Origin of the sequence: Endozoicomonas sp. ALD068, from assembly GCF_049310145.1 — a bacterium.
GTDB lineage: Bacteria > Pseudomonadota > Gammaproteobacteria > Pseudomonadales > Endozoicomonadaceae > Endozoicomonas_A.
Genome location: NZ_JBLYNU010000004.1, coordinates 4,428,336 through 4,454,234, shown reverse-complemented (window position 1 = coordinate 4,454,234; position 25,899 = coordinate 4,428,336). Strand labels below are relative to the sequence as shown.

Below are 25,899 nucleotides of genomic sequence, written 5' to 3'. Positions count from 1 at the left end.
TCTGGCAAATCAGAATGAGAAAGTCATTCAACCTGTTTCCGTTACTTTTGTGCTTGCTTTATACGACGGCACAGGCCAGCCCCCCCTCACAAAATGATTTTGATTTTCTTAAGCCTCTTAATGACAACGCACTGGTGGCAAACGGGCTTGAGTTAACAGAAAGCATTGCCGGAGTCTCTTTGTCTACCCTGCTCAATGTGGGTATATGGTGGAGTGTATGTAAAAGAGCAGGAATAGCTTTCGGGCATTCAAGCACACACAGTCTGACTGAATCGGATGCAAAGGAGTTGGAGAAGTTGAAAACGAATTTCTGTTTGCAGCTGGCCCCCTTGGTGACTATCGCAGAGGTGGCGCTGGCCGGGCATGTATCTCCCTCACCCCTGGAACAGCGCTGGTGGAAACCCCTGTATTTTGCCGGTGCAGGAATGGCAGCTTATGCTGCCAGTTCGAAAAGGAGGGAGTACATACCTGTTGCAGTCTTGATTTACCTTGCGTCCGAAGCGGTATCAAGAACTGGAGCCAGTGCTATTTCGGCGTTAGCTCTAAGAAAAATGAGCCTGAGGGAAGTGGTAACTGATTGGTATGCGGCTGGGGAATACCCAATATTGTCTGTGATTAATGGGGTTATGGCAGGTACTGTCGCCTATGAAGCTATGATCCATAAAGGTTTCAGGCCAGCAAAAGCGATTCTTGCTTCTGTTGTCAGCGCAGCGATTGCCGGTACCCTCTCGGGTTTTATTTCATTATTAACAATTGATGTGGGCGGACAGACAGAGACCAAAGCCGGGACCGGAGTTCTAGTTGGAGCTCTGGCCGGAGTAGTAGTCGGAATCGGAGCAGATGTCGGAGCTGTAGCCGCAGCCGCAGCCAAAGCCACAATCATAGCCGCAGCCATAGCCAAAGCCACAGCAACGGCTACAGTCATAGCCAAAGCCGATTTCAGAGCAGGAGTCGAAGCCGCAGCTGGAGCCATAGCTGGAGCTTTTGCCTTTGGCGGAGTTGCAGCCTTGCTTATGTTGGGCAGTTTCAGGATAACCTCAAACAACCCGCTTATTAAAGCCGGTGTCACTCTGTTGCCTGCGTTGACTTTCGCTGTTATCAACAGTCTTTCAAACTACGCCGTTTATGGCTATCCAATGGAAGAAAGCTTTTCAGAGACAGCTTGGACCCAGTGGAAAAAGTTCTATGCGCCCCTGGATTATCTCTCGACTCTGTTTAACTGACAGAATCAACTTTCAATTCCATTTACCCGAAGTGCCCCTGAGGCTAACAGGAAGCAGACCATCAGGCCGTGATGAGACTTCAGTAACAGAGCCTCGCTATGTGTCTGCTGCCTTAGGATTTTGTCATCCATAGCTCCGTTTAGGGTCTATATTTCCCGTTCATTAGCTGTACTGGGAAAATTACCATGAAAAAGTCATTCAACCTGTTTCCATTGCTTTTATGTTTGCTTTATGCGACGGCACAGGCCAGCCCCCACTCACAAAATGATTTTGATTTTCTTAAGCCTTTTAATGACACCGCACTGGTTGCAAAAGGGCTTGAGTTAACGGGAAGCATTGCCGGAGTCTCTTTATCTACCCTGCTCAATGTGGGCATATGGTGGGGTGTATGCAAAACAGCGGGAATAGTCTCGGGGCTTTCAAGCACATATGATCTGGCTGAATCGGATACAAAGGAGCTGGAGAAGTTGAAAACGGATTTCTGTTTGCAGCTGGCCCCCCTGGTGACTACCGCCGAAGTGGCGCTGGCCGGGCATGTGTCTCCCTGGCCCCTGGAACGGCGCTGGTGGAAACCCCTGTATTTTGCCGGTGCAGGAATGGCAGCTTACGCCGGTAGTACGAAAACGAGGAAGCACGTACCTGTCGCAGTCTTGATCTACCTTGCATCCGAAGCGGCATCAAGAACTGGAGCCAGCGCTATTTCGACATTAGTTCTAAGAAAAATGAGCGTAAGGGATATGGTGACTGAATGGTATGCGGCTGGGGAATACGCAATATTGTCTCTGATTAATGGGGTTATGGCAGGCGCTGTCGTCTATGAAGCCATGATCCATAAAGGTATCAGGCCAGCAAAAGCAATGTTTGCTTCTGTTGTTGGCGCAGCGATTACGGGTAGCCTCTCGGGAATTATTTCATTGTTAACAATTGATGTGGGCGGAGAGACATTAGCCAAAGCCGGGATTGGAGTTTTAGCCGGAGCTGTAGCCGGAGCAGGAATCGGACTCGGAGCAGGAGCAGGATTAGGAGCCGGAGCCGCAGCTTTACTCACAGTCACAGCTGCAGCTTCAGCCGCAGCGACAGCCACAGCCACAGGCGCAGTTCCAGCCGCAGCTCCTGCCGGGTTCAGAGAGAGATTAGTAGCCTTAGTTGGAGCCGAAGTTGGATCTTTTACCTTTGCCGGATTCGCAGCCTTGCTTATGTTGGAAAGTTCCAGGATAACCTCAAACAACCCACTTTTTAAAGCCGGTGTCACTCTGGTGCCCGCGTTGACTTTCGCTTTTATCAATAGTCTTTCGAACCTCGCCGTTTATGGCTATCCACTGCAAGAAGGTTTTTCAGAGACCGCCTGGACTCAGTGGAAAAAGTTCTATGCGCCTCTGGATTATCTCTCGACTCTCTTTAACTGACAGATTCAACCTTCAAATCCATTTACTCGAAGCGCCCCTCAGGTTAACAGGAAGTAGACCATCAGGCTGTGGTGAGACCTCATTAACAGAGCCTCAATATGTGTTTGCTGCCTTATCTGCACCGCACGTTAAGGATTTTGTCATCCTTAGCTCTGTTAAGAGTCTATATTTCCCGTTCAGTAACTGTATCTGGCAGGTCACCATGAGAAAGTCATTCAAACTGTTTCCTTTACTTTTCTGTTTGCTTTATACGACGGCACAGGCCAGTCTCCCCTTAAAAAATGATTTTGATTTTCTTGGGCCTTTAAATAACACCGCACTGGTGGCAAACGGACTTGAGTTAACTGCAAGCATTGCCGGAGTCTCTTTGTCTACCCTGCTCAATGTGGGTATATGGTGGGGTGTATGCAAAACAGTGGGAATAGTCTCCGGGCTTTCAAGCACATATGATCTGGCTGAACCGGATACAAAAGAGCTGGAGAAGTTGAAAACAGATTTCTGTTTGCAGCTGGCCCCGCTGGTGACCACCACCGAGGTGGCGCTGGCCGGGCATGTGTCTCCCTGGCCCATGGAGCAGCGCTGGTGGAAACCCCTGTATTTTGCCGGTGCAGGAATGGCAGCTTACGCCACTATTGCTTCGAAAACCAGGGAGCACTTACCCGTCGCAGTCTTGACCTACCTCGCGTCCGGAGCGGTATCTGGAACTGGAGGCAGCGCTATTTCGGCGTTAATTCTAAGAAAAGTGAATGTGAGGAATATTACAACTGAAACGTATGCCTCCTGGGAATACTCATTGTTGTCTTTGATCAATGGGATTATGACAGGCGCTGTCGTCTATGAAGCCATCATCCATAAAGGCTTTGGGCCAGCAAAAGCGGCTCTTGCTTCTGTTGTCAGCTCAGCGATTGCAGGTGCCCTCTCGGGAGTTATTTCAGTATTAACCATTGAGGTAGACGCACAGGCACAGGCCTTAGCCGGAATTGTAGCTGGAGCCATAGCCGGAGCTGGAGCCACAGCCATAGCCGGAGCTGGAGCCATAGCCGGAGATGCAGCCGGAATCAAAGCTGTAGTCGCAGTTATAGCCGGAGCAGGAGCATGTGCGGGTGCCATAGCCGGAATCGGAGGTGGGGCTTCAGCTTCAGCAGTAATCAGAGGCATAATCGGAGCCGGAGTCACAGCCGGAGCCTTTACCTTTAGCGGAGTCGCAGCTTTGCTTATGTTCGGCAATTGGAAGATAACCTCAAACAACCCGTTTATCAAAGCCGGTGTCACTCTGGTGCCCGCGTTGACTTTCGCTGTTATCAATAGTCTTTCGAACCTCGCCGTTTATGGCTATCCACTGGAAGAAGGTTTTTCAGAGACCGCCTGGACTCAGTGGAAAAAGTTCTATGCGCCCCTGGATTATCTCTCGACTCTGTTTAACTGACAGATTCAACCTTCAAATCCATTTACTCGAAGCGCCCCTGAGGTTAACAGGAAGTAGACCATCAGGCTGTGGTGAGACCTCATTAGCAGAGCCTCAATATGTGTTTGCTGCCTTATCTGCACCGCACGTTGTAGTTAAGGATTTTGTCATCCGTAGCTGTGTTAAGAGTCTATATTTCCCGTTCAGTAACTGTATCTGGCAGGTCACCATGAGAAAGTCATTCAAACTGTTTCCTTTGCTTTTGTGTTTGCTTTATACGACGGCACAGGCCAGTCTCCCCTTAAAAAATGATTTTGATTTTCTTGGGCCTTTAAATAACACCGCACTGGTGGCAAACGGACTTGAGTTAACGGCAAGCATTGCCGGAGTCTCTTTGTCTACCCTGCTCAATGTGGGTATATGGTGGGGTGTATGCAAAACAGTGGGAATAGTCTCCGGGCTTTCAAGCACATATGATCTGGCTGAATCGGATACAAAGGAGCTGGAGAAGTTGAAAACGGATTTCTGTTTGCAGCTGGCCCCCCTGGTGACCATCACCGAAGTGGCGTTGGCCGGGCGTGTATCTCCCTGGCCCCTGGAGCAGCGCTGGTGGAAACCCCTGTATTTTGCCGGTGCAGGAATGGCAGCTTACGCCAGTGTTACGAAAACGAGGAAGCACATACCTGTCGCAGTTTTGACCTACCTTGCGTCCGAAGCGATATCAAGAACTGGAACCAGCGCTATTTCGACGCTAATTCTAAGGAAAATGAACGTGAGGGATATTAAAGCTGAAAGGTATGCCGCTTGGGAATACATGATATTTTCTGCGATGAATGGGGTTATGGCGGGCTCTGTCGCCTATGAAGTCATCATCCATAAAGGCTTCAGTCCAGCAAAAGCGGCTCTTGCTTCTGTTGTCAGCTCAGCGATTGGGGGTACCCTCTCGGGAGTTATTTCAATGCTATCAATTGATGTGGACGGACAGACGCAGGCCCTGACCATAATCGTAGCTGGAGCCTTAGCCGGAATCGAAGCTGGAGCCATAGCCGGACTCGGGGCTGGAGTCTTAGCCTTGGCCTTAGCCAGATTCGGAGCTGAAGTTATACCCACAGCCACAATCGAATCTGTAGTCAGAGCTGTTGCCGGTGGAGGAGCATGTGCAGGAACCCTGGCCGGAATCGGAGCCGGAGCCGGAGCCGTAGCCGGACTCGGAGCTGGAGCCTCAGCAGAAGTTAGTAATGGAATCTCAGGCGGAATCGGAGCCGGAACCCTTACCTTAAGTGGAGTCGCAGCCTTGCTAATGTTCGGCAATTGGAAGATATCCTCAAACAACCCGTTCATCAAAGCCGGTGTCACCCTGGTGCCTGCATTGACCTTCGCTGTTATTAATAGTCTTTCAAACTACGTCGTTTATGGCTATCCACTGGAAGAAGGTTTTTCAGAGACCGGCTGGACTCAGTGGAAAAAGTTCTATGCGCCTCTGGATTATCTCTCGACCCTGTTTAGATGACAGACGCTTGAAGTGCCCCTGAGGTTGACAGGAATTAAACCATCAGCCTTGGTGAGAAGAACACGGTAAAAGAGCCTCATTATGTGTTAGTTGCCTTATCTGCAGCGCACGTTGGAGTTAAGAATTTTGTCATCCATAGCTCTGATAAAGGTCTATATTTCCGGTTCAGTAGCTGCATCTGGTAAATCACCATGAGAAAGCCATTCAACCTGTGTCCATTAGTTTTGTGTTTGCTTTATACGACAGCACAGGCCAGTCCCCCCTTACAAAATGATTTTGATTTTCTTGAGCCTTTAAATGACACCGCACTGGTGGCAAACGGGCTTGAGTTAACGGTAAACATTGCTGGATTCTCTCTGTCTACCCTGCTCAACCTGGGTATCTGGTGGGGTGTGTGTAAAACAGCGGGAATAGTCTCGGGGCTTTCTAGTAAATATGATCTGGCTGAATCGGATACAAAGGAGCTGGAGAAGTTGAAAACGGATTTTTGTTTGCAGCTGGCCCCCCTGATGACCAGCACCGAAGTGGCGCTGGCTGGGCATGTGTCTCCCTGGCCCCTGGAGCAGCGCTGGTGGAAACCCCTATATTTTGCCGGTGCTGTAATGGCAGCTTATGCGGCTATAACGAAAACGAGTGGGAAGATACCTGTTACAGTCCTGATCTACCTTGCGTCCGAAGCATTATTAAGAACTGGAGCCAGCGCTTTTTCGGCGGTAATTCTAAGAAAAATGAGCGTGAGAAATACTACAACTGAATGGTATGCGGCTGGAGGGTACACGACATTGTCTGTGGTCAATGGGATTATGGCAGGCGCTGTCGCCTATGAAGCCATGATCTATAAAGGCTTCAGTCCGGCAAAAGCGACTCTTGCTTCCGCTGTCAGCGCAGCAATTGCGGGTAGCCTCTCGGGAATTTTTTCATTGTTAACAATTGATGCGGGGGAACAGTTAAAGGCTGAAGCTGGAGCCTTAGCCTTAGCCGGAGTCGGAATCGCAGCTTTAGCAGGAACTTTTGCCGGAGCCGGAGCCATAGCAGGAGCCGGAGCAGAAGTCGGAGCTATAACCGGAGCCGGCGCTGGAGCCGAAGCCGGGGCCGTAGCTGGAGCCATAGCCAGTGCCACGACCTCAGCCGGAGCCTTGGCCAGATTAGGAGCCGGATTCGGAGTCGGACTCGGATCCTCAGCTGTGGGCGGAGTTGGAGTCCTGCTTATGTTCGGCAGTTCGAAGATAACCTCAAACAACCCATTTATCAGAGCCGGTGTCACTCTGGTGCCTGCATTGACCTTCGCTCTCATCAACAGTCTTTCAAACTACGTCGTTTATGGCTATCCAATGGAAGAAGGCTTTTCAGAGACCGGCTGGACTCAGTGGAAAAAGTTCTATGCGCCTCTGGATTATCTCTCGACCCTGTTCAACTGACAGACTCAACTTTTAGCAATTGAATCAGCGGTGAACTCTGGCAGTTACACAAGGCTCTTTCGTAGATCAGTTTGAACTCAATGACCTTTTTCTGCTGGTTTTTTGTGTTTTTACATTGGTCCAGTCTTCCACGAGCAGAGAGGGTACCCTGGCGAATTCACGGGTATTGTTGGTGATGCATGTCATGCCAAGACTTCGGGCATGACCCGCAATGAGATTGTCGTATACGCCGACTTGCTGGCCTTTTGAGCAAAGGTGTTGCCGGATATTGGCTGAGTGATCGGCGGCTTTTTCATCAAAGGGCAAAATGGACACCCTCATGAGAAACTCGTTTAGTATAATGATTTTGGTCTGCTTTCGTTTTTCGCTGTCTGAGTTATAAACACCGAACATCAGCTCATCATAGGTGATTGAGGAAATGAACATATCACCATTGTGGCTGGTTATCTTTTGGCGTACTTGCCTGGGGTCGTCTTTTTGCATAGCGAAGATAACCATGTTGGTATCCAGCATATATTTCATTCGCCCCAATCCCCCAGATCTCTGGCCTGCATGTCGGGTTGAGGCTGACGCTCAAACTCAACAGCGTTTTCATCAACCATCTGAAAGAATGAGTCCCAGTCTCCTTTTATCGGAGTGATCAGTATAGATTCTCCACGTTTGGAGATCCTGACACGATTTGTGCCTTCTGGCAGCTCAAGCTCTTTGGGGATTCTGACCGCCTGTGAACGGTTGTTTCTAAATACACTGGTTTCCATGTTTAGTCCTGTATATATATTTTGTATATCCAAAAAGTAGACTATAACAGCGGGTAGATCAATAAGTTCGGAGAGGTTGTCATCAATAGACGGCGCAACTATCGACGCCCCTGAGCTGGAAAATACTCTACTACCCCTTCGTTCAGTGTTGCTTTGCCTGATTTTCATCATTACATGAATGGCTGGTGTAGAATTGGGCAGCTAATGGCAGGCTTAGCCGGAAGGCTTCATCTTCGAAGCTTCGGTCCAGATAATGCTTTTTAAACTCACTGTTTTCGATTGAGCCTTCTTCCAGCTGCCGGACATGCACCAGTTCATGAGCCATGGTGACTCTTATTTCACTGGGTTCGAGTCCTTCTGCCAAGGCTATCAGGTACTTTTTCGGCCCGAGCTGTTTGGTAAAGCCCTTTATTTCGGGCTTATCCATTTTTTGTGTCAGATGAACAATAGTGACACCACTGACTCCCAGTTCTTCCATATAGAAAGCCTGCATAGCAAGAAAGTCACAGCCAAAGTTATTCAAATCGTTGGCGTGAGACAGTGCTGTCAGAAAAGAAAGAGGCAGTATGAAAGCAAACCAAAATCTCTGAATCATTAAACAGGCCTGTTAAGCTATCCAAAAGGGCTTAATGCCCAATGCAGTTCGGCAAAACAGGAGAAGACTTGATATGAGTTGGTTTCAGAAACTGATTCAACTGTCGGAAAAAGACAGGGGCTTCCATCTTATCACTGATGAGCTGGAGTCAAAGCTTCCCGAGCTTTCACTCTATCAGGTGGGTCTGGCTCATATCTTTATTCAGCACACATCCGCGTCCCTTACTCTGAATGAGAATACAGATCCGGATGTTCGTCATGATATGGAAACATTTTCCCTTCAAGCTATTCCGGATAGTGCCGACTACTATCGCCATGTTCTTGAGGGGGCTGATGATATGCCGGCCCATATAAAATCAAGCTTGTGGGGTGCCAGTGTGATGATACCTGTTACCGGGGGCCGATTTAATCTCGGGACCTGGCAGGGACTCTGGTTAGGAGAGCACAAAAAGCGCGGCGGAAAACGTCGCTTGATTGCGACTTTACAAGGCCGTCTATATAGGTAATTATAATTTCATTGGTCTTTTTTAACAGCAGTATATCAATGGAGGACTCGAACCGACTGGCGTTTTACCAACGCTGGACTATAACTAAAAAAAATCGGAACTAAAGTCTTAAAATATGGGTTGGAGCACAGATTGCTCCATTGACCAGTATCCAAGAGGAAATAGCTATGGCACGGAAAACGCCGAAAAAAGCTGCTGCTGGTTTTGACGGGGTTGATATCAGTTATCTGGGGAGTCGAGACGAACCCGCTGATCAACGCACAGTTGAATCCCGGAAAAAACTCAGAGAGAGTCTTAACGCTCAGGTAGAGGCCTTTCTTAAGTCCGGTGGTGAAATAGAAGAGGTCCCATCAAACGTTACTGCTGATCCGCCCAAAAAACCTTCGAGCGAATACGGTAACCGTACAATTTAAACCGATTTTTAAGCCCGACATTGTCGGGCTTTTTTTTGGCGGTGCGCCGAGTATGGCGCGTAGCGCCAAACGGCGCTGTTCCAGTACGCGTGGTGGCGGCTGGATGACTTGGAGGTGAAAGTCCTCTATCAGCCCGGCAAGGGGAATGATTAGCCGAACGGCAAGGGTGTCCATCGTGAGGTGGAATCTGAAGAAAGCTGAAGGCAAAACACTGACCCGACGAACAGGAATCGCATAGTAGGCGGTCGTAGTGGGTAAGAAGGCCATTATCTTCAAAGCCCAATACTTGCATGGAAACTGCGGACGTAGATGCGGCGGGTATAAGTGGGAAGGTCACGCGCATTACCTCGGGAGATCTGTTCTCCTGCCTCAGGCTACCGGCATCGTGAGGTGTTGGGATGGGAAAACAGAAGTCAGCAGACTCCATAGTAGGTTTGTTGCCGCAAACTGAAGGGCTGAACCTGTAAATGATGTGAAGTAAGCGATCTCTGCCTGTTTAGAACAGATGCTCGAAAGAGGCCTTTAAATCCGAAAGAGTGGAAGACAGTATCTGAAGCTTGGGTTGGGTGTTTATTGGACAGCAGGCGACGTATTACAACGAAAGCTGAGTTTACAGGAACCGCCGTGGTACGGAACCGTATGCCCGGTGGTGTGAAAGGACGGCGGGGGCAACCCCGCCTCCTACTCGATCCTCTTATATCTGAACCCTCACTAAAGGGCCCTCTGAATATTCTTCCAGCTCACCAATAGACTCCAGTGAAAGACCATGCTGCCGGGTGATGGCCAGAAACGCTTCTTCGCTTTCCCTGTCCACAGCGACCAGTAAGCCACCACTGGTCTGTGGATCACACAGGAGTTGTTTTTGCTCTTCTATGATGATCCCGGCTTTATGCCCATAACTGTCAAAATTGCGTACAGTACCGCCCGGAATGCAACCTTGTAGTTGGTATTCACTGACGTGGGGGAGTAGTGGTAGAGCGCTCATTCTGATATTGGCCGCTACTTCGCTGCCTTCACAGACTTCAATCAGATGACCCAGCAGACCAAATCCTGTGACATCGGTCATGGCACTGATACCCGGTAATTGCGCCAGCTCTGAGCCAATTTTGTTAAGTGTGCACATGGCATCACGAGCCAGGTGGCTGTGTTCGTCCCTGAGCAGCTTTTTCTTCTGGGCTGTGGTGAGAATACCGACACCAAGAGGCTTGGTAAGGTAAAGCTTGCTACCTGCCCGGGCCTGGTCATTGCGCTTGAGCTGCTCTAGCGGTACTTTGCCAGTGACCGCCAGTCCGAAAATAGGCTCCGGTGCATCAATGCTGTGCCCACCTGCCAAAGGAATACCGGCATCAGCACAAGCCCGACGACCGCCATCGACAACTTTTGCGGCAATTTCAGGGGGCAGCCTATTCACTGGCCAGCCCAGAATGGCAATAGCCATCATGGGCTTACCTCCCATGGCGTAGATATCACTGATCGCATTGGTGGCAGCGATTCGTCCAAAATCGAAGGGATCATCAACAATAGGCATGAAAAAGTCAGTGGTGCTGATCACGCCTTCACCATTTCCGAGGTCAAAAACAGCGGCATCGTCCTTGCTGGAGTTACCGACAATCAGTCCGGGGAAGTCAGGCAGCTGAAGGTTGGTTTTTAGAATGCCATCGAGAATTTGTGGCGAAATTTTGCAGCCGCATCCTGCACCATGGCTGTATTCAGTCAGCTTGATGTTGTTGGTGTACTGGGAGGTCATTAAAATGCTCAAGAGGGATAAAATGGAAAAATCATGCACTTTAGCACTAATAGAAGTAGAAGCAAGCAGTGGGAGAGCCGGAGTCCAGGGAATCAATGCCAGATAACAGGCTACCAGGTTGTTAGTGCTGTCATCACTCTTTAGAAGGGAATTGTTTTAATTATCGTTCTCTTATGTTTTGTTGCTAATTAATGGGTGTCATTTCCGGCAGAATTTGGTTAAGGCCATCTGGTTCAATATATCGAATGGATGGGTCCTGCTGAGTCAGGCTTTCAATATCCAGCGATGAATCGGAAAGAAAAACAATACCGCAGGATCCGAAGGGGCGTACCAGTGATATCGTCACCTCTGAAGAGAGTTTGTCCAGCTTTTCGATCAGTAGTTCTGCATCGCAGCTTTTAACAATACCTGAGTCAAATACGGCAACCCAGCGATGAGTGTAGTGACTGAATTCTGAATATGAGAAGAGTGATAGTGAAGCAGTGAAGAAAAGCAGGAGTAAACGATTCATTATTTTCCTTCCAAAAAGTTAGATGGCAGAAAAACGTATGTTACTAATCCAGTATTTTCGGAGTAAGAAGGCTCTGCCTGTTTTTATTAAGTAATAGCAGATATTTTTCACCCGTCCGGAAATAAAAAGAAAGGAGCCTTTTGTTATGAATTATTCAAAGCAGGCTCCGGTTCTTATTATTGTTTCTGGGCGTATCATGGTAAATGAAAGGGCGCTTTAGTCATCAAGCTCAGAGAAAATCAGTTGTTTATAGGCAAAGACAATTTTGATTGAAGGTCTTTTCAGAATTTTTTGAATCCAGAAGCTGAACCATTGTGGTGCATTCATATCCTCTTCTTCATAATCGAACACTGTCGGCAGGTATTCAATGGGGTGAATCGTACCTTCGTCATCAATGACTGAGAAAAGTAAACCAGGTGGGTTGGCTATGCCGTCATTGCTTAGCCAGGGCTGGCAGAAAAAACTCATTTCAAGATCCATCGACCAAAGCTTAAAGTTCTTACTGACAATCAGTTTGAAGCGAGCCTTGTTTTTGGTTTTTCCCGCGCTCGCTATGTATTCAAGAGGCTCTGCACGGGCCGGCATTTTACGAACATTCAGGCCTTCTATGGGTTGGGTCCCGGACTCGAACCAGGACTTCATATCAGCTGCCTTTTGAGTCAGAAAGTTGCTGGCATTAACAGGGGGGGCTGAGACGGTCATCAAATACTTTCCTTTTTTATTTTCGCGCACTATGTCATCTAGAGCTCATCGCCCGGAAATGTTGTCAGGCTACACAGAAATGACGGCATATTACAATAGTTTATGTAACTAAAGTGATACTTTTATGTAAGCGTATTTGAGAGCAGACTCTTTTTGAGCCTGTTTCTGTGGCAGCAATTCGATAGCAGTGATTTTTCAGACTCAATAACAGGTGAGATTATTTCGGGTTCTGGAGACGATATTTTTCCCACCAGACATCAGAGAATGTCAGAATAATATTAATAATTATTGTTGCGGATATTGAAAGAATAGCCACTGCCTGCCATGTGGGCAGACAGGAAGATACATAGGTAAACTGTAACAACAGGAAGTAATGTGCTGCACTCAAAATAATAAGAAACAGATTGCCTGTCAGTCTGCTTTTACCTAACCAGCTCAGACTATGACGGATGGTCAGTCCCAGCATTATCCAGATACAAGCCAGCCATGGCGGAAGAATTCGACTCTCACCGGCAAATTGAAGAACGCTTATATTGCTCATCACACTGTCCAGGGCGCTACCGAGAATCAGGGTAATAAACATAATCTCCCGCTCTTTTTTCCATGAGCCGTAGGTAGAGAAGTGTACTATCAGAATGATGACTGCTGCGGCAACAGCCCAGGTTGATCGGGTTGTCATGCACACCAGCCAGCCTGCCAAAGCCAGGCCACTGTTAAGCCAGAAAGTATTCAGTTGTTTCATCTAAAAAACCATTTAAAAGACAATGGGTCTGAAAACAGGTTTGGGGTCAGAGGCCAGAAGTTCGCTGATGGTTTCCAGTCCTCTTTTGAGTTGATCTCTTGATGATGGACTACTGATACAGATTCTCACGGCCTGAGGCGCAGCCGAGCTGCCAACCGCAAAAACTTCAGAGTGCAACACTTTAACATTTTTACTTTCCAGCTGTTGGACAAATGTTTCTGCCCGCCAGGGTTCTGGCAGTCTCAGCCAGGCATAAAAACTATAAGGCTGTGACTGAATATCAAGGTGCCCGATAGTTTCTTTCAGAATGTCCTGCCGGTGCAGGATTTCTTCCCGCTGCCAGTCTGTCAGTTGCCGGGCTTCCCCGGAGTCAATCCATTCCGTTACCACTTCTGACATCAGTGGCGGTGCGCTCCAATAATTGTTTTGCATGGCAATTCTGATTTTGAGGTTCAAGTCTTTCGGGCTGCAAATAAAACCGACTCTCAGCCCTCCCGCCAGGAATTTGGAAAAACTTGAAGTGTACACCACTCGTTCCGGCGCAAGGCTATAGAGAGACGGTAAGCGGTTTTCAGGTGGAATAAACTGCACATCGTCTTCAAGAATCACAAGGTTGTGCGCAGCAGCAACGTCCAGAATTTCCTGACGCCTGGCCAGTGGCATTAAAGTGGCCGTCGGGTTCTGAAGGTTTGGCGTCAGGTAGAGAAGACGGAGTTTGAATTGATCACAACATTGCTCCAGCGCCTCAGGCGTCAGACCGTGCCGATCCATGGCCAAACCCATATGGCGAAGCTGCCAGTGTCTGGCGGCATTAATAAATCCGCGGTAGGTCAGATATTCTGACGCGATAACATCTCCGGGCCTCATGAGACCCTGGAGGGTAAGCATGTTAGCGTTCTGGCCACCGGATGTTATCAGAATATTGTCTGGCGCCGCTTTCATTCCGTGATAGCCCATCCAGCGAACTATGGTCTCACGGTGCCGGGGGATGCCCGTTTCCGGATGGTAATCCAGTAAAGGCGACAATTGTTGCCATTTTTCGGCTATTGAACTTAGGCTCCTGGCCAGGGTTTGCTCTCGGTTGGCCGGGACGGGCAAGCTGAGGCTAAGGTCGATCAGGTCGGATTCCCGGGGCTCTGGAATAGAGAAATCTCTTTTTTCCCAGACCTTGCCAAGAACAAATGTACCACTTCCCACTCTTGCGATGATAAGCCGCCGTCGTTCAGCTTCAGCGTAGCCACGTGTAATTGTCCCGATGGTGACACCCAGTTGCTCAGATAGAGAGCGATGTGTGGGCAGCCGGTCGCCATTGTTTAGCTTGCCCTCCTTTATGGCTTCTTCTATAGCGTCAGCCAGCGCTTTGTATTTGGGACCGGAAAAACGATCCAGATCAGGTTGCCAGTCGATCATAGATTCAGCTATTTACATGATTGTCATGGTGACAATAAAAGGATTGAACCATTTTAAGCAGCCTATAAACTGCAATCAAATGAAAAAAGCAAAATAAAAATAAAATTGTATGGTGACAATTTATGCCGGTTGAAAGTAAAGGCAAAAAAAACAAGAGAGTCCAAATCGTTTTTGATCGGACAACCGAAGAAAGGAACAAATAATGAAAGTGCTTCCCATTCATAAAGAAGATCCGGTCACCGGTTCAGCTCATACTATGCTAACTCCTTATTGGTCTGGACTATTGGGCAAAAGAACACTCAAAGCTGAACAGATTTCCCGAAGAACGGGGGAGCTGGGGTGTGAATGGGTTGAGGACAGGGTGTTGCTGCGTGGAGCCGCTGTACTCTTCCTCAAAGGCCAGATAACAGTATCGGGAGTTTCATAATGAGTGGCGAGTTGAGCATCGTTTTGTGGCCCCTGCTGGCTTTTGCTTTTTCCAGTACGATTACTCCGGGACCCAATAATGTCATGATCATGACCTCGGGGATGAATTATGGCACCCGACAGAGCATCCCCCATTTTTTGGGCATCTGTCTTGGCTTTCCTCTGATGGTGTTGTTTGTGGGTTTGGGGCTGGGGGCGGTGTTTGATCTTTTTCCAGTGCTTCACGATATTATCAAGGTTCTGGGTGTCGCTTATCTTCTATACCTTGCCTGGCTCATCGCAAAGTCTGCACCTGCCGATTTAAATGGCGGCAAGTCCAGACCACTGACTTTTATACAGTCAGCCCTGTTTCAGTGGGTAAACCCGAAGGCATGGATTATGGCGACAGGTGCCGTGGCTGCTTATACAACAGTGTCCGGAGATGTATTTCTGCAAGTGATTGTCATTGCCCTGGCCTTTCTGGTCGCTGCGATTCCCTGCGTAGGCGTCTGGTTATTTTTTGGTGTTCGTCTGAAAAAGGTGTTGCAACAGCCGTCTTATCAAAGGGCATTTAACATCACTATGGCGCTTTTACTGGTGCTGTCTATTATTCCGGTTATTGGTGAGATGATCTGAGGCGTTTTCTGGAGTCTTGCTTCCGGTGCAGCCAGGAACTGATATACACACTTCGTTCGTTCTGAGCTTGTCGCAGGATGGCGGCACGTAATTCGACAAGCCCGATGCGAACTGTATGGGGTTGACTATGCATGCTTTCAAGACCGTTATGGTGGCCATTACCAGAAGTCATACCAGCGAGCTCGAGTTAAGACAGGCCTTCAGGCTGGTGGCTGATAACCACGCCAGACTTATCATGGTCTTTTTTGATCAAAGCCTGGAAATTATGCGCAAGCTTCAGTTCATACCTCTGGAAAGCAAGCTGGAGGCTGCCATGAGAAAGCAGTTGGAACTGGATGCCGAGAAGTTCAGGCAACTGGCGTGGGAAGAAGGCATCGAAGCCGAAGTTCATATTGTTGCTGGCAAGCCAAGACAACTTATTGCGGGTTTAATTGAAGAATTTGGTGTAGACCTGGTTATCAAGCTTGCAGATCCCTCTGGGGCATTGGTTCGTAATCAGTTAACAGGTAATGACCTGGCGCTGCTAAGAAAATGTCCGGTCCCTGTATTGATGATGGCCTGCAGGGATCAGCTACCTGATTTCACCGGCAAGATTCTGGTAGCGGTCGATGTCGGTGACCCGGACTCTGATGCGGTGGCCCTGAATAGAAATCTGCTCCTTCATGGTCACTATCTCAGCAGTCAGGAAGACGCTGAGCTGCATATAGTGACAGTCTGGAACCTGCCGTTGAACCAGCCTGCATTGAGGATGTTGGGTGATGAGGAGATCTATGATCTTCAGGAGAGCACTCATCAGCGCTATCAGCAGAGACTGGATAAGACTCTGGTTGATGCGGGCATTGATCCTGAATCTGACAGGGTAAAAGTACACCTGTTGAAAGGCAACGCTGCCAGAGAAATAGAGAATTTGGCCAACGAAATTAATGTGGATCTGATCGTTATGGGAACTCTGAGCCGTCATGCCCGTGGAGTACTGATGGGGAATACGGCTGAGAATATTCTGAACAATATCTACTGTTCAATTCTGGCTGTTAAGCCGGAAGGCTTTGTCAGTCCACTGGCCTGAGAGCCAGCGAAGCTGACAACACTGAAGCGTATCAGGGCTTGAGACCACTCATGAATTCAATGGCGTTGCTGATCTCTTCGTCAGAGCAATCTCCGCAGGTTCCTTTTGGAGGCATGCTGCCGACACCTTTGATGGCATTACCCAGCAGCTTGCTGAAATCACCCGCTGCAGCCAGTTTGGTTTCCCAGACAGCCTTGTCGCCTTTCTTGGGAGCGCCAAGCAGACCGGAAGTATGGCAGGCAGTACAGAACTGGTTGAAGATCTGCTCACCGGAACGAGGACCACTGGCGGTGCTGGCAGTGGCGCCGACATTGGCAGCACACTCTTCACCTTCAAGACACACAGAGCCAAGAGGAGCGATGCGCTCGGCTACTTCTTTACGGGAAATATCATCCAGCTCAACAGGCTTGGCGAACGCCAGGACGGAAAACAGGCCTCCGACCAAGGCAATTAACGTACGTATTTGAGTTACCCGAGACACTCACTTATCCCCTATATCGACAAAGGCCTGCGGCACCATGTAATGAGTCAGTGGCACAATTTACTGTAATTGGCCAGTGGCACTTGGCTACGTCAGGCATCTCAACGCTTATGCTGCTTATGGTTAGATCTGGTGGACCTGAATAAACCATTGAGATGATCTTATTATTGTGTGCTCAGGGCACCGCCAGCAACCGAATTGTTTTTAAGCAACGCGGATTATAGAACAAAACGTTTGTCATATCAGCTAATTGTTTAACAGATTGATTGTATTGAACTATTTGTCGAAATATAAACATTGGTGCTTCTTTATTTGCGACACCCTCGATTGGGCGAGGGTTGACGGCGATTTTGCTAAATAAAATCAGCTGTCATTGTGTCTCTGACTCTGTCTCTGTCTCTGCCTCTGTCACTGTCTCTGTCTCTGTCACTGTCACTGTCATTGTCTGAGTCTGAGTTTCTGTCCGAGTCTCTGTCTCTGTCTGATTCTCTGTCTGAGTCTGTGTCTCTGGCTTGCATGTTATATCCATTATCATTCGAAAAGCTTCTACTGATTTCCACCGATCGGCTTCGCTTAACTCTGAAAAACGCTGAAAGAACAAATCAAGTAATGTTTTGTATAATCTTCTGTCATTATCGTCTCTTGGTGGACAATGGAGTTGTGATTGTACAAATAGAGCTGCTGCAGATAATAACTTAGGACTAGCCGGTTTGTTTTGTAGCTCGACAATCATATTTGCCTGAAGCTCTGGTCTGGAAAGTGCCTCAACCGCAGGTTCTTGCCCAAAACAAACACTATGATCTCCCGAACTTGCACCATGGTGTACTCGGGATCGCTGCCTGCAAACCGGGCATAACAGATCACGATGATTTGATCGCAATGTCTCTATACAATCCTTATGAAAATCATGTCCGCAACAAAGGCTGGTACTTTGCTGACCACTGATAATTTCATGCAGACAAATTGGACATACGTCAGCGTACCCTATTGTTAAAATTAAGTTGAAAACTAAAAAAATAAACAAGCGCATAAACAGCTACACCATTTTGATTTTAATAAAGAGAGCAAGCGTCACAAAAAAATCCACAGGAATGCATCTACTTGGCAGTCCCTGAATTTGTGATTAAGTGCTGCTTTGAGATTTGTGCTTGATGTATAGAAGGCAGTGTCATGTTCGTCCAGATCAGATTTCATCTTTTCCCATCAGTTCCCTGAGTTCATGGCAAATGCTGAATCTTACGTCACCTCGGATAGGGCGTTTGAAAAAGCAAAAAAGGTTGGTCACAGGTATTTCCACCAGACAAGACACGCTTATGCATGCAGGACCCCGGCTGCCAGGAAAGGTTATTAGCTGACAGTTGACGAATCCGCCAAAACCTGTTCAGCTTGAGATACCAGTGTCTAAAACCGTATTTGCGGCAAAAAGCCATAGACAGGCAGGAAGCTGATCAGTAATATTGGCCTCCGCTGAAAGCCCTGAAGTCAATTGGCTTTCAAACAGTCGTAGCTCAGCTGGACAGGGATTCTAACCTGCCTCAGCCCCGTCGAGGCTACGCCAGACGATGCTCTCGTGGTGTAACGGATAACACGCGGCCCTCCGGAGGCTGAGATTGGGGTTCGATTCCCTACGAGAGCGCCATTTCATTGATTGTCCTTGTTGACACCGAATAATGAACCTTTCCGGGTTCCGTCACGCTATTCCCATGCATCACATATCAGAGACTGTGCCTGTCTGGCACTAAGCAATGATCCCCGCTGCTCCGTGATTGTTGACAGAGAGAAAAATTCATTTTTCTGACAAAAACTGTGGAACTTTTTTAATGCACCTTAGTCCAATAAAGTATTAACAACATAAATCATTAATGGAGGTAGGGTGTTATGCAGGTATCAGGAAGTGCAACAATATTAGAATGTATTTGCCCAGACCCAACGCCGGAAACTGCTCGAAAACACGGCATTCTTGGTGTAACTTCTGGATGTTTTGGAGGTCTGATTGCTGGCTTGGCTGGGGGTGCGGTGGCTCGCGCAATCTCAGGATGTCTTATCGGAGGCTGTACTGGTTGCTGTGTTGGTTGCCTGTCTTCTGCGGCTTTTGGTGCATACAGGACTGAAGGCTGCACTATCCGCTGCCGTCGTATAACTGAGACAAACGTCGCCTGTCACAGACACCTGCCAGTAATGAACCAACCCGGAAGTAACCCCATGCTTCAGGGGTCATTCCGTGCTGATGAAGACGCCGGTAGCCATTCTTATCCGCCCATTGTTTCAACGCAACCGCCACCCTATGAAGAAAGAGACAGTCGAGCCACCCTGACCACACCTGCAGATCCTCCGCCACCCTACCAAAGACATGATTCAGCGTCGGATGGGCAAGAGGAAACTTCTTCAGAAACTACGGTTTGAAAAAGCATTTAAAGTATTAACTCACTCTCACAGGCTCTGGATGTTTTCTGACAAAAACTGAGGAACTTTTTTCAGACACTTTTGCCTAATAAATAATGACAACACAGACCATTAATGGGGGTAGGATGTTATGCAGGTAGCAGGAAGTGCAACAATAGTAGAATGTATTTGCCAGGACCCGACGTTGCAAAGTGCTCGAAGACACGGGATTTGTACTGGAATTTCTACAGGCCTTGGAGGTGCTGTTGGTTGCCTTATAGGGAGTATTGCCACTATTGGAAGCGTAACCAGTCCCACAGGACTTATTATCGGTGGCATTACTGGCTCCAGTATTGGTTGCCTGACTTACCTAGCTGTCAGTGCATATCGGAACGATGGCTGCAGTATCCGGTGTCGTCGTATAACTGAGGCAGATGATGTTTGTCGCAGACATTTGCCAGTAACAGACCAGCCTGGAAGTACTCCCGTGCTTCAGGGTTTACTCCGGGCTGATGAAGATGCCGGTAGCCATTCTTATCCGCCCATTATTTCAATGCAACCGCCACCCTATGAAGAAAGAGACAGTCGATCCACCCTAACTGCACCTGCAAACCCTCCACCAGCTTATCAAAGAAATACCTCAGCGTCGGACGGGGAAGAGGAAATCTTTTCAGAAACCGGACTCTGAAAAAGCATTTAAGCCTGACCACGATAAAAGGAAAGTCGGTCAAGTGTTAGTGTGCTGTAGCCAAAGAGGCTGATCTCGGCGATGGTCATGACACCATTCTGACTACTGCCAATCCAAATACATAACTTCAGCCGGTATATCGTGTTCGGAAAAAAATGAAAGCCAGCGTTTCTGATTGTCCTGAAGTCGGTCACCAGGGCCTTTTACTTCTACCCATCGATACTCCCGGGTTTCTGGCTGAAAAAGAATCAAGTCGGGAAAGCCAGTACGATTATGGGCAAAGTCGAAAACCAGTTTTTCCAGCATGGCTTTCAGGTGAGGCCAGGGTATCAGGTCGCAGGCAAGCGTGATTAACTCTTCTGAAAGCCCGGGCCAATAGATTAAACGGTTGGAAATGACCCGCTTTTGTTGATAAATAGTCAGAGCCTCCCGGGTCACATCAGACGTTTTCAGTTGTCTGAATCTTTTTTCAAACAAATTCTGTCGTTTACGGTAAAAGTCGGGGGTCGATAAGTCAGCAGGCGCACTCTGGAAAGGATGAAAAAAGGCATCTGGAATATCGGCAAACAGAATGTCCCAGAACAGCAGACCTGCCAGCCCACAGATCAGAGTATTTTCTACATAGAATGTTTTCCAGCCATTATTCTGAAAGTGTTTTTGCACCTGAAATTCAACCCTTTCGCTGCTATCAGGTAGGGAAAGGCGTTTTTCAGAAAAACGGGATTGTTTTCGTAAGGTTTTCTCCCCCCTTAATTTTCTGATGAATCGTTTGGCAAACTCCAGCTCCATATCGCTGGCAGGTTGTTTCAGAATATGGGTGCAAATCGTTTCGCTGGCCTTTATCTCTCCAAGCTTTTGGTGGATACGAGCCATTCTTTCCAGAGCTGGCGGCAGGTTTGATTGTGCAAACAGGCTCAGAGCTTCATCGAACCGTTCTTTACGCTCCAATTCTCTGGCGATCCGGTTGACCAGGCGGCTGAAGCGTCTTTTTAGAATGGGGCTGGCAGGTGGGGCGGGGAGTTCATTTTGTAAATGGCAAAGGGCTTGAGAGTCTTTATCAAACTCTGCTTCATAAGCGAGAATGCCTAACTTAGATAGTTGTAAAGCGTCGTTTAATTCCTGCCGGGTTTTGAATAGTCGATTGCTTTTTTCCAGAGGGTAATTTTCAAACTTATAAAGTCCCAGGTCTTGCAGCACAAATTCGGTCAGATTCTGATGGAGATTACCAAAAAACAGGAATTGTAGATTCTGAACCTGTTCGGCGAAAAGAGGCTTATAAATATCAAAAGGCAGATCGGGTGACTGAGAGACTTCAGCCACAATCCGTTCAACAAGTTCAGGTCTTTTCAACTTCGAAGCAATGCCACTGACTGAGCTGAACCACTTCAAGAGCTCTGGCTTGGTGCCAAGTTGAACCAGTTCCGAGACGTTAATATCAGGATTAACAGCCAGTAGCCCCAGCTTCTCAAGCTCACGGGCTGCCGGGGTTATGGCCAATATTTCCGGATACTTCAATAAGTCTGAGCGGAACAAGGGGCCCTTTCTGCAAATCAGACGTACATAGAGACGCCGGGCAGGTTCAGAGGCAGCATGGAAACAGCTGAGAAAACTATTTTCATCATCCACCAACAGGTCTTCATAATGATGATTAACAAAATCCAGCAGTGACAGGAAGTTGGTTAGATAATAGTCTTCCCGAATTTCAACCATTTCAGTCATCGTCAGGCTGCCAATCGATAAGGTAAAACGCTAAGATTACCCCATTTAATAATCGGAAAACTGCCATGATTGATGATGATCTGGTCACTGAGGCGCATTTGCTGGAAATCGTAGAAAACCAGCTGACCGGGAATAACCCCACAAGGGTTAAAGAGACACTGCTCAGGCTGACCATGACGGGTATGGATAGACAGGAAGCCATGGACTATATTGCCTGCGCCCTTTCGGTCGAGATTATCGATGTGATTCAAAATGATGCGACTTTCAATCTGAACAGATATGAGCAGAATCTCGATAAACTGCCTGACACTCCCTGGATGACAACTTAACCAGCTACTTATGAGAAATTAGACTCTTGTGCGACGGGATTTCAGGAAACGGATGTCTTTGACACTGCGATTCTTAAAGAGCAGAGATGGAATGGTGACGCCGACGGCGAGGGATAAAAGAATAAATAGTGTATTCAACCCATAGCTGACGGTTTGCATTAAAAGATCGCTTGAGAAGGTGGTGGCCTGGCTCATCTCCATAAGCCCCATAATGCTTCTATAGGCATAGACGCCCGGCACCATCGGAATAACAGCGGGTGCCATAAAAACAGTAGTAGGCGTGTGCACCCAATGTGCTAACTGAATCGACAGCAAGCCCATGGTGCATGATGCCAGCAGTGTGGATGTCAGTAAATCGAGACCAAACTGCAGGGCTACACCTCTCAGCCCGTATCCCAGGGCAGCCAGAAAAGCTGAAGCCCAGAATGCCCGAATAGGCGAAGTGAACAGCGCAGCATAGCCCATGGCGACCAGAGCAGCCCAAAGACACTTTTCTAACAGCAAGCCGCTCATTATTGATGAACTCCCAACAGTGCGGAGCTGATGACGATACCTGTGGCAATGGCAAATGCGATAACAATGCCCTGCGTGGCGCGTGCCTGTCCGACAATAATATAGCCATGCATGAGATCAATAATACTGTTGATCAGCGGCACGCCCGGAATCAAAAAAAGAACGGAAGTGGCTACAGCTATTTCCGGAGAATCTCCCCAGTGAAACACCAGACCCAGTCCACTGATAGTACTGGCGATAAAGCCAGCAGCGACAACGGTCAGGGCAAGGTTATAACCCTTGGCCAGCAATATATTTCGGGCTGTAAAGCCAATGGCTGTCGCCGCACCTGCCAGCAGCATGGCCAGAACTTCTCCGCCGGCCAGTCGACAAAAGGCCATACCTGCCAGAGTTATCATGACCAGCAATACCATTTTTGGGTAATGAGGAATGCTTCGGATGCGCTCTATTTCTATGGCAATGTCGGTCATGGGCCAGTTTTCAAAAGCGACTTTCCAACTCATTCGACTGATGGCGGATACCACACTGAGGTTTACAGCGTAATGGCCAACTCTTTTAAAAGCAGTGTGTTGAAGGTGGGGGCTCTCTCGATCAGATAGAGTCAAAGTAATCCCGGCAAAGGAGAAGAATAGTTCAATGTCATATCCCAGGGCATAAGATATTCGTCGTATATTACGATCAACCCTGTCAGTATGTGCACCGGATGACGTAAGCAGAACAGCGATATCCAGCAGAAGGCTGGACACGGCTCGGTGATTATACTCAGGGGCAAAATTCGATATAGCCATGAAAAGCAGATTCTGGAGTGAGGCAAGGATTCAGAAACCAGATCGGCCAATAATGCCAGGCTTCCCGATTCAGGTCAGGATTTTAGCAAACAGCAGAGATAGAAATATACCGCCATTGAACCACGCCAGCGACGGACACTTATATGAGCTGGCAGCCGAGATATGATATAAAGCTTCTCAGCCACAAGTGAAAAAGTGAAATTATTTTTCATTATGAAAGACCTTTTCACAAACAGTAAGCGGTAATATGGGCTGAAAAACATGCTGCAATTCTTTAAAGATGTAAAAAATATGCATTGGGCCCCAAGGCTGATTCTGGCCCTGGTCGTCTTGAAAGTGATCGCCGACGTGGTACGTGAACAGGCCATTTTTTAATCCTGAAAGCGTATAAAAACGCTGCAAATCAAGAGAATGGCTGAGCGAAAAGCTCGATAGTTTACGAAATTTCCAAGCTAAAACATTATCAATGGATTGGAGAGCATGGAATGGTCTTTGTCATCCTGGGGTTGTTGATTCTTGTTCTGGTGTTTGGTCCCCAGATCTGGGTAAAGCGAACAATCAGACTACATAGCAGTGATCGTCCGGATCTCCAGGGAACCGGTGGCGAGCTGGCTGAACATCTTGTGGAACGCTTTGGCCTTGAGGGCGTAAAGGTTGTCAAAGGCAGCCAGGGAGAAGACTTCTATAACCCGGAAGAGTGGCTGATTTCGCTTTCTCCGGAAAACTACGATGGACGTTCAGTTTCAGCAGTTGCTGTCGCGGCCCATGAAACCGGACATGCGCTTCAGCATCAGGAAAAACATGCCGGATTTATGCTTCGTCAGAGGCGGATACGTCTCGCCATAACCATAGAGCGTTTCAGTGCCATGGCGCTGATGATTACGCCACTGATTTTCGCCCTGACCCGGGTTCCACACAGCATGTTGCTAACGGTTTTGATCGGTGTCTCCGGTATGCTAGCGGCCATCTGGGTGCAACTGATCAATTTGCCCGTTGAACTGGATGCCAGCTTTAAAAAAGCCCTGCCCATTCTGGCGGAGGGTTACCTGTCAGAAAAAGATATGCCTGCTGCCAGAGAGGTATTAAAAGCGGCTGCCATGACTTATGTTGCTGCGGCGCTGGGCAGCCTGCTCAATCTTGGCCGCTGGATTGCTATTCTCAGACGTTAGTTTGAATGAGCGTCATAATCTCTCCGGAGTATTTATTCTGAAGGAGCTCGAGGATGTTGGATTAGTTGAACTGATCTACTATGATTGCGTGCCTTTCTGTACGGATCACCTTCGGATATCTCCATGAGTCCTTATACCTCTCCTATTTCTGAACTTCTTGGTCTGGGCCACTGCGACTGGCAGGATTGGACGGATTATAGCCGTTTTGAATTTAATGAGTCGCACATCCCGGAGCTGTTGAAGTTGGCTCAGGACTGGACCTTCTTTGACCATGACGATGCCGATACCGTCTGGTCACCCGTTCATGCCTGGAGAGTTCTGGGTATTCTGCAGGCAAAAGAAGCGGTAGAACCTCTGCTGGAGCTGTTCTACAAAGATGATGAACATTTTGTGATTTCAGAGTATCTGCCTTCTGTGGTCGGTCGTCTTGGTAAAGTGGCCACTGATCGCCTTTGGAGCATTGCCAGAAACACCGGGGAAAATGAAGATGCCCGGGATCTGGCTATAGAGTCTCTGCGCTGGAATGCGACTTACCATGACGCGGATCGTGAAAGCACAGTAGCAGGCCTTCAGCAGCTTCTGGAAGACAGGGAAGATGATGGGAACTATCTGAATACGGCCTTGGTCGGTGCCCTGATCGATCTGCACGGCAAAGAAGCAGCTAAAGTCATCCGCGATGCTTTTGAGCGTGGTAAAGTTGATCGTGAGGTTCATGGTGATATTGAGGACGTGGAGATTGAGCTGGGTTTGAGAGAAACCCGTTCCTTCATTCCTGACTGGCGTTTTGACGATGCCCAGAAGGCAACATTGGCAACCATGCTGTCTGAGTATGGCCAGATGTCCTATCAGGAATTGGAAGGTTTCCTGTTTGGTATCTGGGGCTCGCCTCAACCGGTGCCACCCAACCGCTGGTTTAAAAAAATCTTTGGTGAAACACCTGCTTTTACGGATGCGCAGCAGGAAAAAGACGCTCACCGTATATTGTTTAATCTTTGCGACACGATTGAGCGGACTGCTGCAATGGGGCTGGATATCATTCCTGAAGACTGTCTGTCAGAAACGCCGGAAGATGAGTTGTTCCCCAATCTTCAAAAGTGGTCCAAAGGTTTCGGTGAAGCCAATGCCATGCTGGTGAACTTCTGGGAAGAAATATTCCAGCACCAGGCCATGAAAGAGCTGGAAGAATCCTGGACAGCCTGCACCATTCTCCTCAGCGTCTGGTCCAACCCTGAGCAGCTAATGGATAAAGCCAAAAAACCGGGGGGGCCTGACATTGGCAAGATGCTGTCTGCAGTGCCCTCTGTAGCCAGGGAGCTGGCTTCCATTGACTTGGGAGTTCGCACCCGTTGGGAAGCCATTACGGAAACGCCAGATCCGG

26 protein-coding genes, 1 tRNA gene and 1 pseudogene are annotated in these 25,899 nt (G+C 48.2%); 15 read left to right on the top strand and 13 right to left on the bottom strand.

Translation table 11 applies throughout. From position 1 onward, the window contains the following. Positions 1-14: 14 nt before the first annotated feature. The 5 genes from ACO6V5_RS16050 (at position 15) to ACO6V5_RS16030 (ending at position 6,962) form a co-directional block, all read left to right on the top strand. A complete protein-coding gene (locus ACO6V5_RS16050) occupies positions 15-1,223 on the top strand; it encodes a hypothetical protein (RefSeq protein ID WP_422411437.1) in 1,209 nt (402 codons plus the stop codon). Between the two features lie 185 nt (positions 1,224-1,408). Continuing rightward, positions 1,409-2,629 carry a hypothetical protein gene (locus tag ACO6V5_RS16045; protein ID WP_422136771.1) on the top strand — a complete coding sequence of 407 codons (1,221 nt, stop codon included), beginning with the start codon at positions 1,409-1,411 and terminating at the stop codon, positions 2,627-2,629. A gap of 202 nt (positions 2,630-2,831) precedes the next feature. Continuing rightward, entirely contained in the window at positions 2,832-4,055 is a 1,224-nt protein-coding gene (locus ACO6V5_RS16040; RefSeq protein ID WP_422411435.1) for a hypothetical protein, read from the top strand. Between the two features lie 208 nt (positions 4,056-4,263). Further along, positions 4,264-5,544 (top strand): hypothetical protein, encoded by a 1,281-nt coding sequence (locus ACO6V5_RS16035; protein ID WP_422136773.1) that lies wholly within the window; start codon positions 4,264-4,266, stop codon positions 5,542-5,544. A gap of 191 nt (positions 5,545-5,735) precedes the next feature. Next, positions 5,736-6,962, top strand: a complete 1,227-nt coding sequence (locus ACO6V5_RS16030; protein WP_422136774.1) for a hypothetical protein — start codon at positions 5,736-5,738, stop codon at positions 6,960-6,962. 66 nt (positions 6,963-7,028) lie between these two features. Here ACO6V5_RS16030 and ACO6V5_RS16025 read toward each other — a convergent pair whose 3' ends face one another. From ACO6V5_RS16025 to ACO6V5_RS16015, 3 genes are all read right to left on the bottom strand, one after another. Then, positions 7,029-7,484, bottom strand: a complete 456-nt coding sequence (locus ACO6V5_RS16025) for a PIN domain-containing protein (RefSeq protein ID WP_422136775.1) — start codon at positions 7,482-7,484, stop codon at positions 7,029-7,031. Further along, complete coding sequence (gene vapB / locus ACO6V5_RS16020) at positions 7,481-7,720, bottom strand: type II toxin-antitoxin system VapB family antitoxin (protein WP_317143578.1); 240 nt, start codon at positions 7,718-7,720, stop codon at positions 7,481-7,483. The genes ACO6V5_RS16025 and vapB overlap by 4 nt, the downstream gene beginning before the upstream one ends. Positions 7,721-7,862: 142 nt before the next feature. Then, positions 7,863-8,315 (bottom strand): hypothetical protein, encoded by a 453-nt coding sequence (locus ACO6V5_RS16015; protein ID WP_422136776.1) that lies wholly within the window; start codon positions 8,313-8,315, stop codon positions 7,863-7,865. A gap of 73 nt (positions 8,316-8,388) precedes the next feature. On the opposite strand from ACO6V5_RS16015, the gene ACO6V5_RS16010 reads away from it, so the two are divergent. Together ACO6V5_RS16010 and ACO6V5_RS16005 are read left to right on the top strand one after the other, a co-directional pair. Then, positions 8,389-8,820: a secondary thiamine-phosphate synthase enzyme YjbQ gene (locus ACO6V5_RS16010; RefSeq protein WP_422136777.1), complete on the top strand. Its 432-nt coding sequence runs from the start codon at positions 8,389-8,391 to the stop codon at positions 8,818-8,820. A gap of 167 nt (positions 8,821-8,987) precedes the next feature. Continuing rightward, positions 8,988-9,233 carry a hypothetical protein gene (locus ACO6V5_RS16005; RefSeq protein ID WP_422136778.1) on the top strand — a complete coding sequence of 82 codons (246 nt, stop codon included), beginning with the start codon at positions 8,988-8,990 and terminating at the stop codon, positions 9,231-9,233. 694 nt (positions 9,234-9,927) lie between these two features. On the opposite strand, the gene selD is transcribed toward ACO6V5_RS16005, so the two are convergent. From selD to ACO6V5_RS15980, 5 genes are all read right to left on the bottom strand, one after another. Continuing rightward, positions 9,928-10,980 (bottom strand): selenide, water dikinase SelD, encoded by a 1,053-nt coding sequence (selD, locus tag ACO6V5_RS16000; protein ID WP_422411431.1) that lies wholly within the window; start codon positions 10,978-10,980, stop codon positions 9,928-9,930. Between the two features lie 184 nt (positions 10,981-11,164). Continuing rightward, on the bottom strand, positions 11,165-11,491 hold the full coding sequence (locus ACO6V5_RS15995; RefSeq protein WP_422139818.1) for a hypothetical protein: 327 nt from the start codon (positions 11,489-11,491) through the stop codon (positions 11,165-11,167). A gap of 216 nt (positions 11,492-11,707) precedes the next feature. Further along, positions 11,708-12,193, bottom strand: a complete 486-nt coding sequence (locus ACO6V5_RS15990) for a hypothetical protein (RefSeq protein ID WP_422136781.1) — start codon at positions 12,191-12,193, stop codon at positions 11,708-11,710. A 217-nt stretch (positions 12,194-12,410) separates the two neighbouring features. Beyond that, positions 12,411-12,935, bottom strand: a complete 525-nt coding sequence (locus ACO6V5_RS15985; RefSeq protein WP_422136782.1) for a DUF2878 domain-containing protein — start codon at positions 12,933-12,935, stop codon at positions 12,411-12,413. A gap of 12 nt (positions 12,936-12,947) precedes the next feature. After that, complete coding sequence (locus tag ACO6V5_RS15980; RefSeq protein ID WP_422136783.1) at positions 12,948-14,345, bottom strand: PLP-dependent aminotransferase family protein; 1,398 nt, start codon at positions 14,343-14,345, stop codon at positions 12,948-12,950. Positions 14,346-14,547: 202 nt separating this feature from the next. Here ACO6V5_RS15980 and ACO6V5_RS15975 point away from each other — a divergent pair, with 202 nt between their 5' ends. The 3 genes from ACO6V5_RS15975 to ACO6V5_RS15965 all read left to right on the top strand — a co-directional run bounded on the left by ACO6V5_RS15975 (position 14,548) and on the right by ACO6V5_RS15965 (position 16,452). Further along, positions 14,548-14,772 (top strand): PhzF family phenazine biosynthesis protein, encoded by a 225-nt coding sequence (locus ACO6V5_RS15975; protein ID WP_422136784.1) that lies wholly within the window; start codon positions 14,548-14,550, stop codon positions 14,770-14,772. Next, entirely contained in the window at positions 14,772-15,386 is a 615-nt protein-coding gene (locus ACO6V5_RS15970; RefSeq protein WP_422136785.1) for a LysE family translocator, read from the top strand. Before ACO6V5_RS15975 ends, ACO6V5_RS15970 begins: the two co-directional genes overlap by 1 nt. A 127-nt stretch (positions 15,387-15,513) precedes the next feature. Next, entirely contained in the window at positions 15,514-16,452 is a 939-nt protein-coding gene (locus ACO6V5_RS15965; protein WP_422411427.1) for a universal stress protein, read from the top strand. 31 nt (positions 16,453-16,483) lie between these two features. Here the strand turns inward: ACO6V5_RS15965 and ACO6V5_RS15960 are convergent, their stop codons facing one another. Next, the gene (locus tag ACO6V5_RS15960; protein ID WP_422411425.1) at positions 16,484-16,933 is read right to left on the bottom strand and encodes a c-type cytochrome; all 450 of its coding nucleotides are present in this window, start codon (positions 16,931-16,933) and stop codon (positions 16,484-16,486) included. 370 nt (positions 16,934-17,303) lie between these two features. Further along, complete coding sequence (locus ACO6V5_RS15955; RefSeq protein ID WP_422411423.1) at positions 17,304-17,963, bottom strand: RING finger domain-containing protein; 660 nt, start codon at positions 17,961-17,963, stop codon at positions 17,304-17,306. 534 nt (positions 17,964-18,497) lie between these two features. Here ACO6V5_RS15955 and ACO6V5_RS15950 point away from each other — a divergent pair. Then, a tRNA-Arg gene (locus tag ACO6V5_RS15950) sits at positions 18,498-18,572 on the top strand. 539 nt (positions 18,573-19,111) lie between these two features. After that, the gene (locus ACO6V5_RS15945; protein ID WP_422411421.1) at positions 19,112-19,336 is read left to right on the top strand and encodes a hypothetical protein; all 225 of its coding nucleotides are present in this window, start codon (positions 19,112-19,114) and stop codon (positions 19,334-19,336) included. 769 nt (positions 19,337-20,105) lie between these two features. Here the strand turns inward: ACO6V5_RS15945 and ACO6V5_RS15940 are convergent. Continuing rightward, the gene (locus tag ACO6V5_RS15940; RefSeq protein WP_422411419.1) at positions 20,106-21,722 is read right to left on the bottom strand and encodes a VRR-NUC domain-containing protein; all 1,617 of its coding nucleotides are present in this window, start codon (positions 21,720-21,722) and stop codon (positions 20,106-20,108) included. Between the two features lie 65 nt (positions 21,723-21,787). On the opposite strand from ACO6V5_RS15940, the gene ACO6V5_RS15935 reads away from it, so the two are divergent. Beyond that, entirely contained in the window at positions 21,788-22,051 is a 264-nt protein-coding gene (locus ACO6V5_RS15935; protein WP_422136791.1) for a hypothetical protein, read from the top strand. Positions 22,052-22,069: 18 nt separating this feature from the next. Here ACO6V5_RS15935 and ACO6V5_RS15930 read toward each other — a convergent pair whose 3' ends face one another. Both ACO6V5_RS15930 and ACO6V5_RS15925 read right to left on the bottom strand, forming a co-directional pair. After that, positions 22,070-22,564 carry a threonine/serine exporter family protein gene (locus tag ACO6V5_RS15930; RefSeq protein ID WP_422411417.1) on the bottom strand — a complete coding sequence of 165 codons (495 nt, stop codon included), beginning with the start codon at positions 22,562-22,564 and terminating at the stop codon, positions 22,070-22,072. Beyond that, positions 22,564-23,352: a threonine/serine ThrE exporter family protein gene (locus ACO6V5_RS15925; RefSeq protein ID WP_422136793.1), complete on the bottom strand. Its 789-nt coding sequence runs from the start codon at positions 23,350-23,352 to the stop codon at positions 22,564-22,566. Before ACO6V5_RS15925 ends, ACO6V5_RS15930 begins: the two co-directional genes overlap by 1 nt. Before the next feature lie 485 nt (positions 23,353-23,837). Between ACO6V5_RS15925 and ACO6V5_RS15920 the strand changes: the two genes are divergently transcribed. Together ACO6V5_RS15920 and ACO6V5_RS15915 are read left to right on the top strand one after the other, a co-directional pair. Then, the gene (locus ACO6V5_RS15920) at positions 23,838-24,521 is read left to right on the top strand and encodes a zinc metallopeptidase (protein WP_422411415.1); all 684 of its coding nucleotides are present in this window, start codon (positions 23,838-23,840) and stop codon (positions 24,519-24,521) included. 123 nt (positions 24,522-24,644) lie between these two features. Further along, a pseudogene (locus ACO6V5_RS15915) lies at positions 24,645-25,685 on the top strand (UPF0149 family protein); the annotation flags it as partial. Between the last annotated feature and the right edge of the window lie 214 nt (positions 25,686-25,899).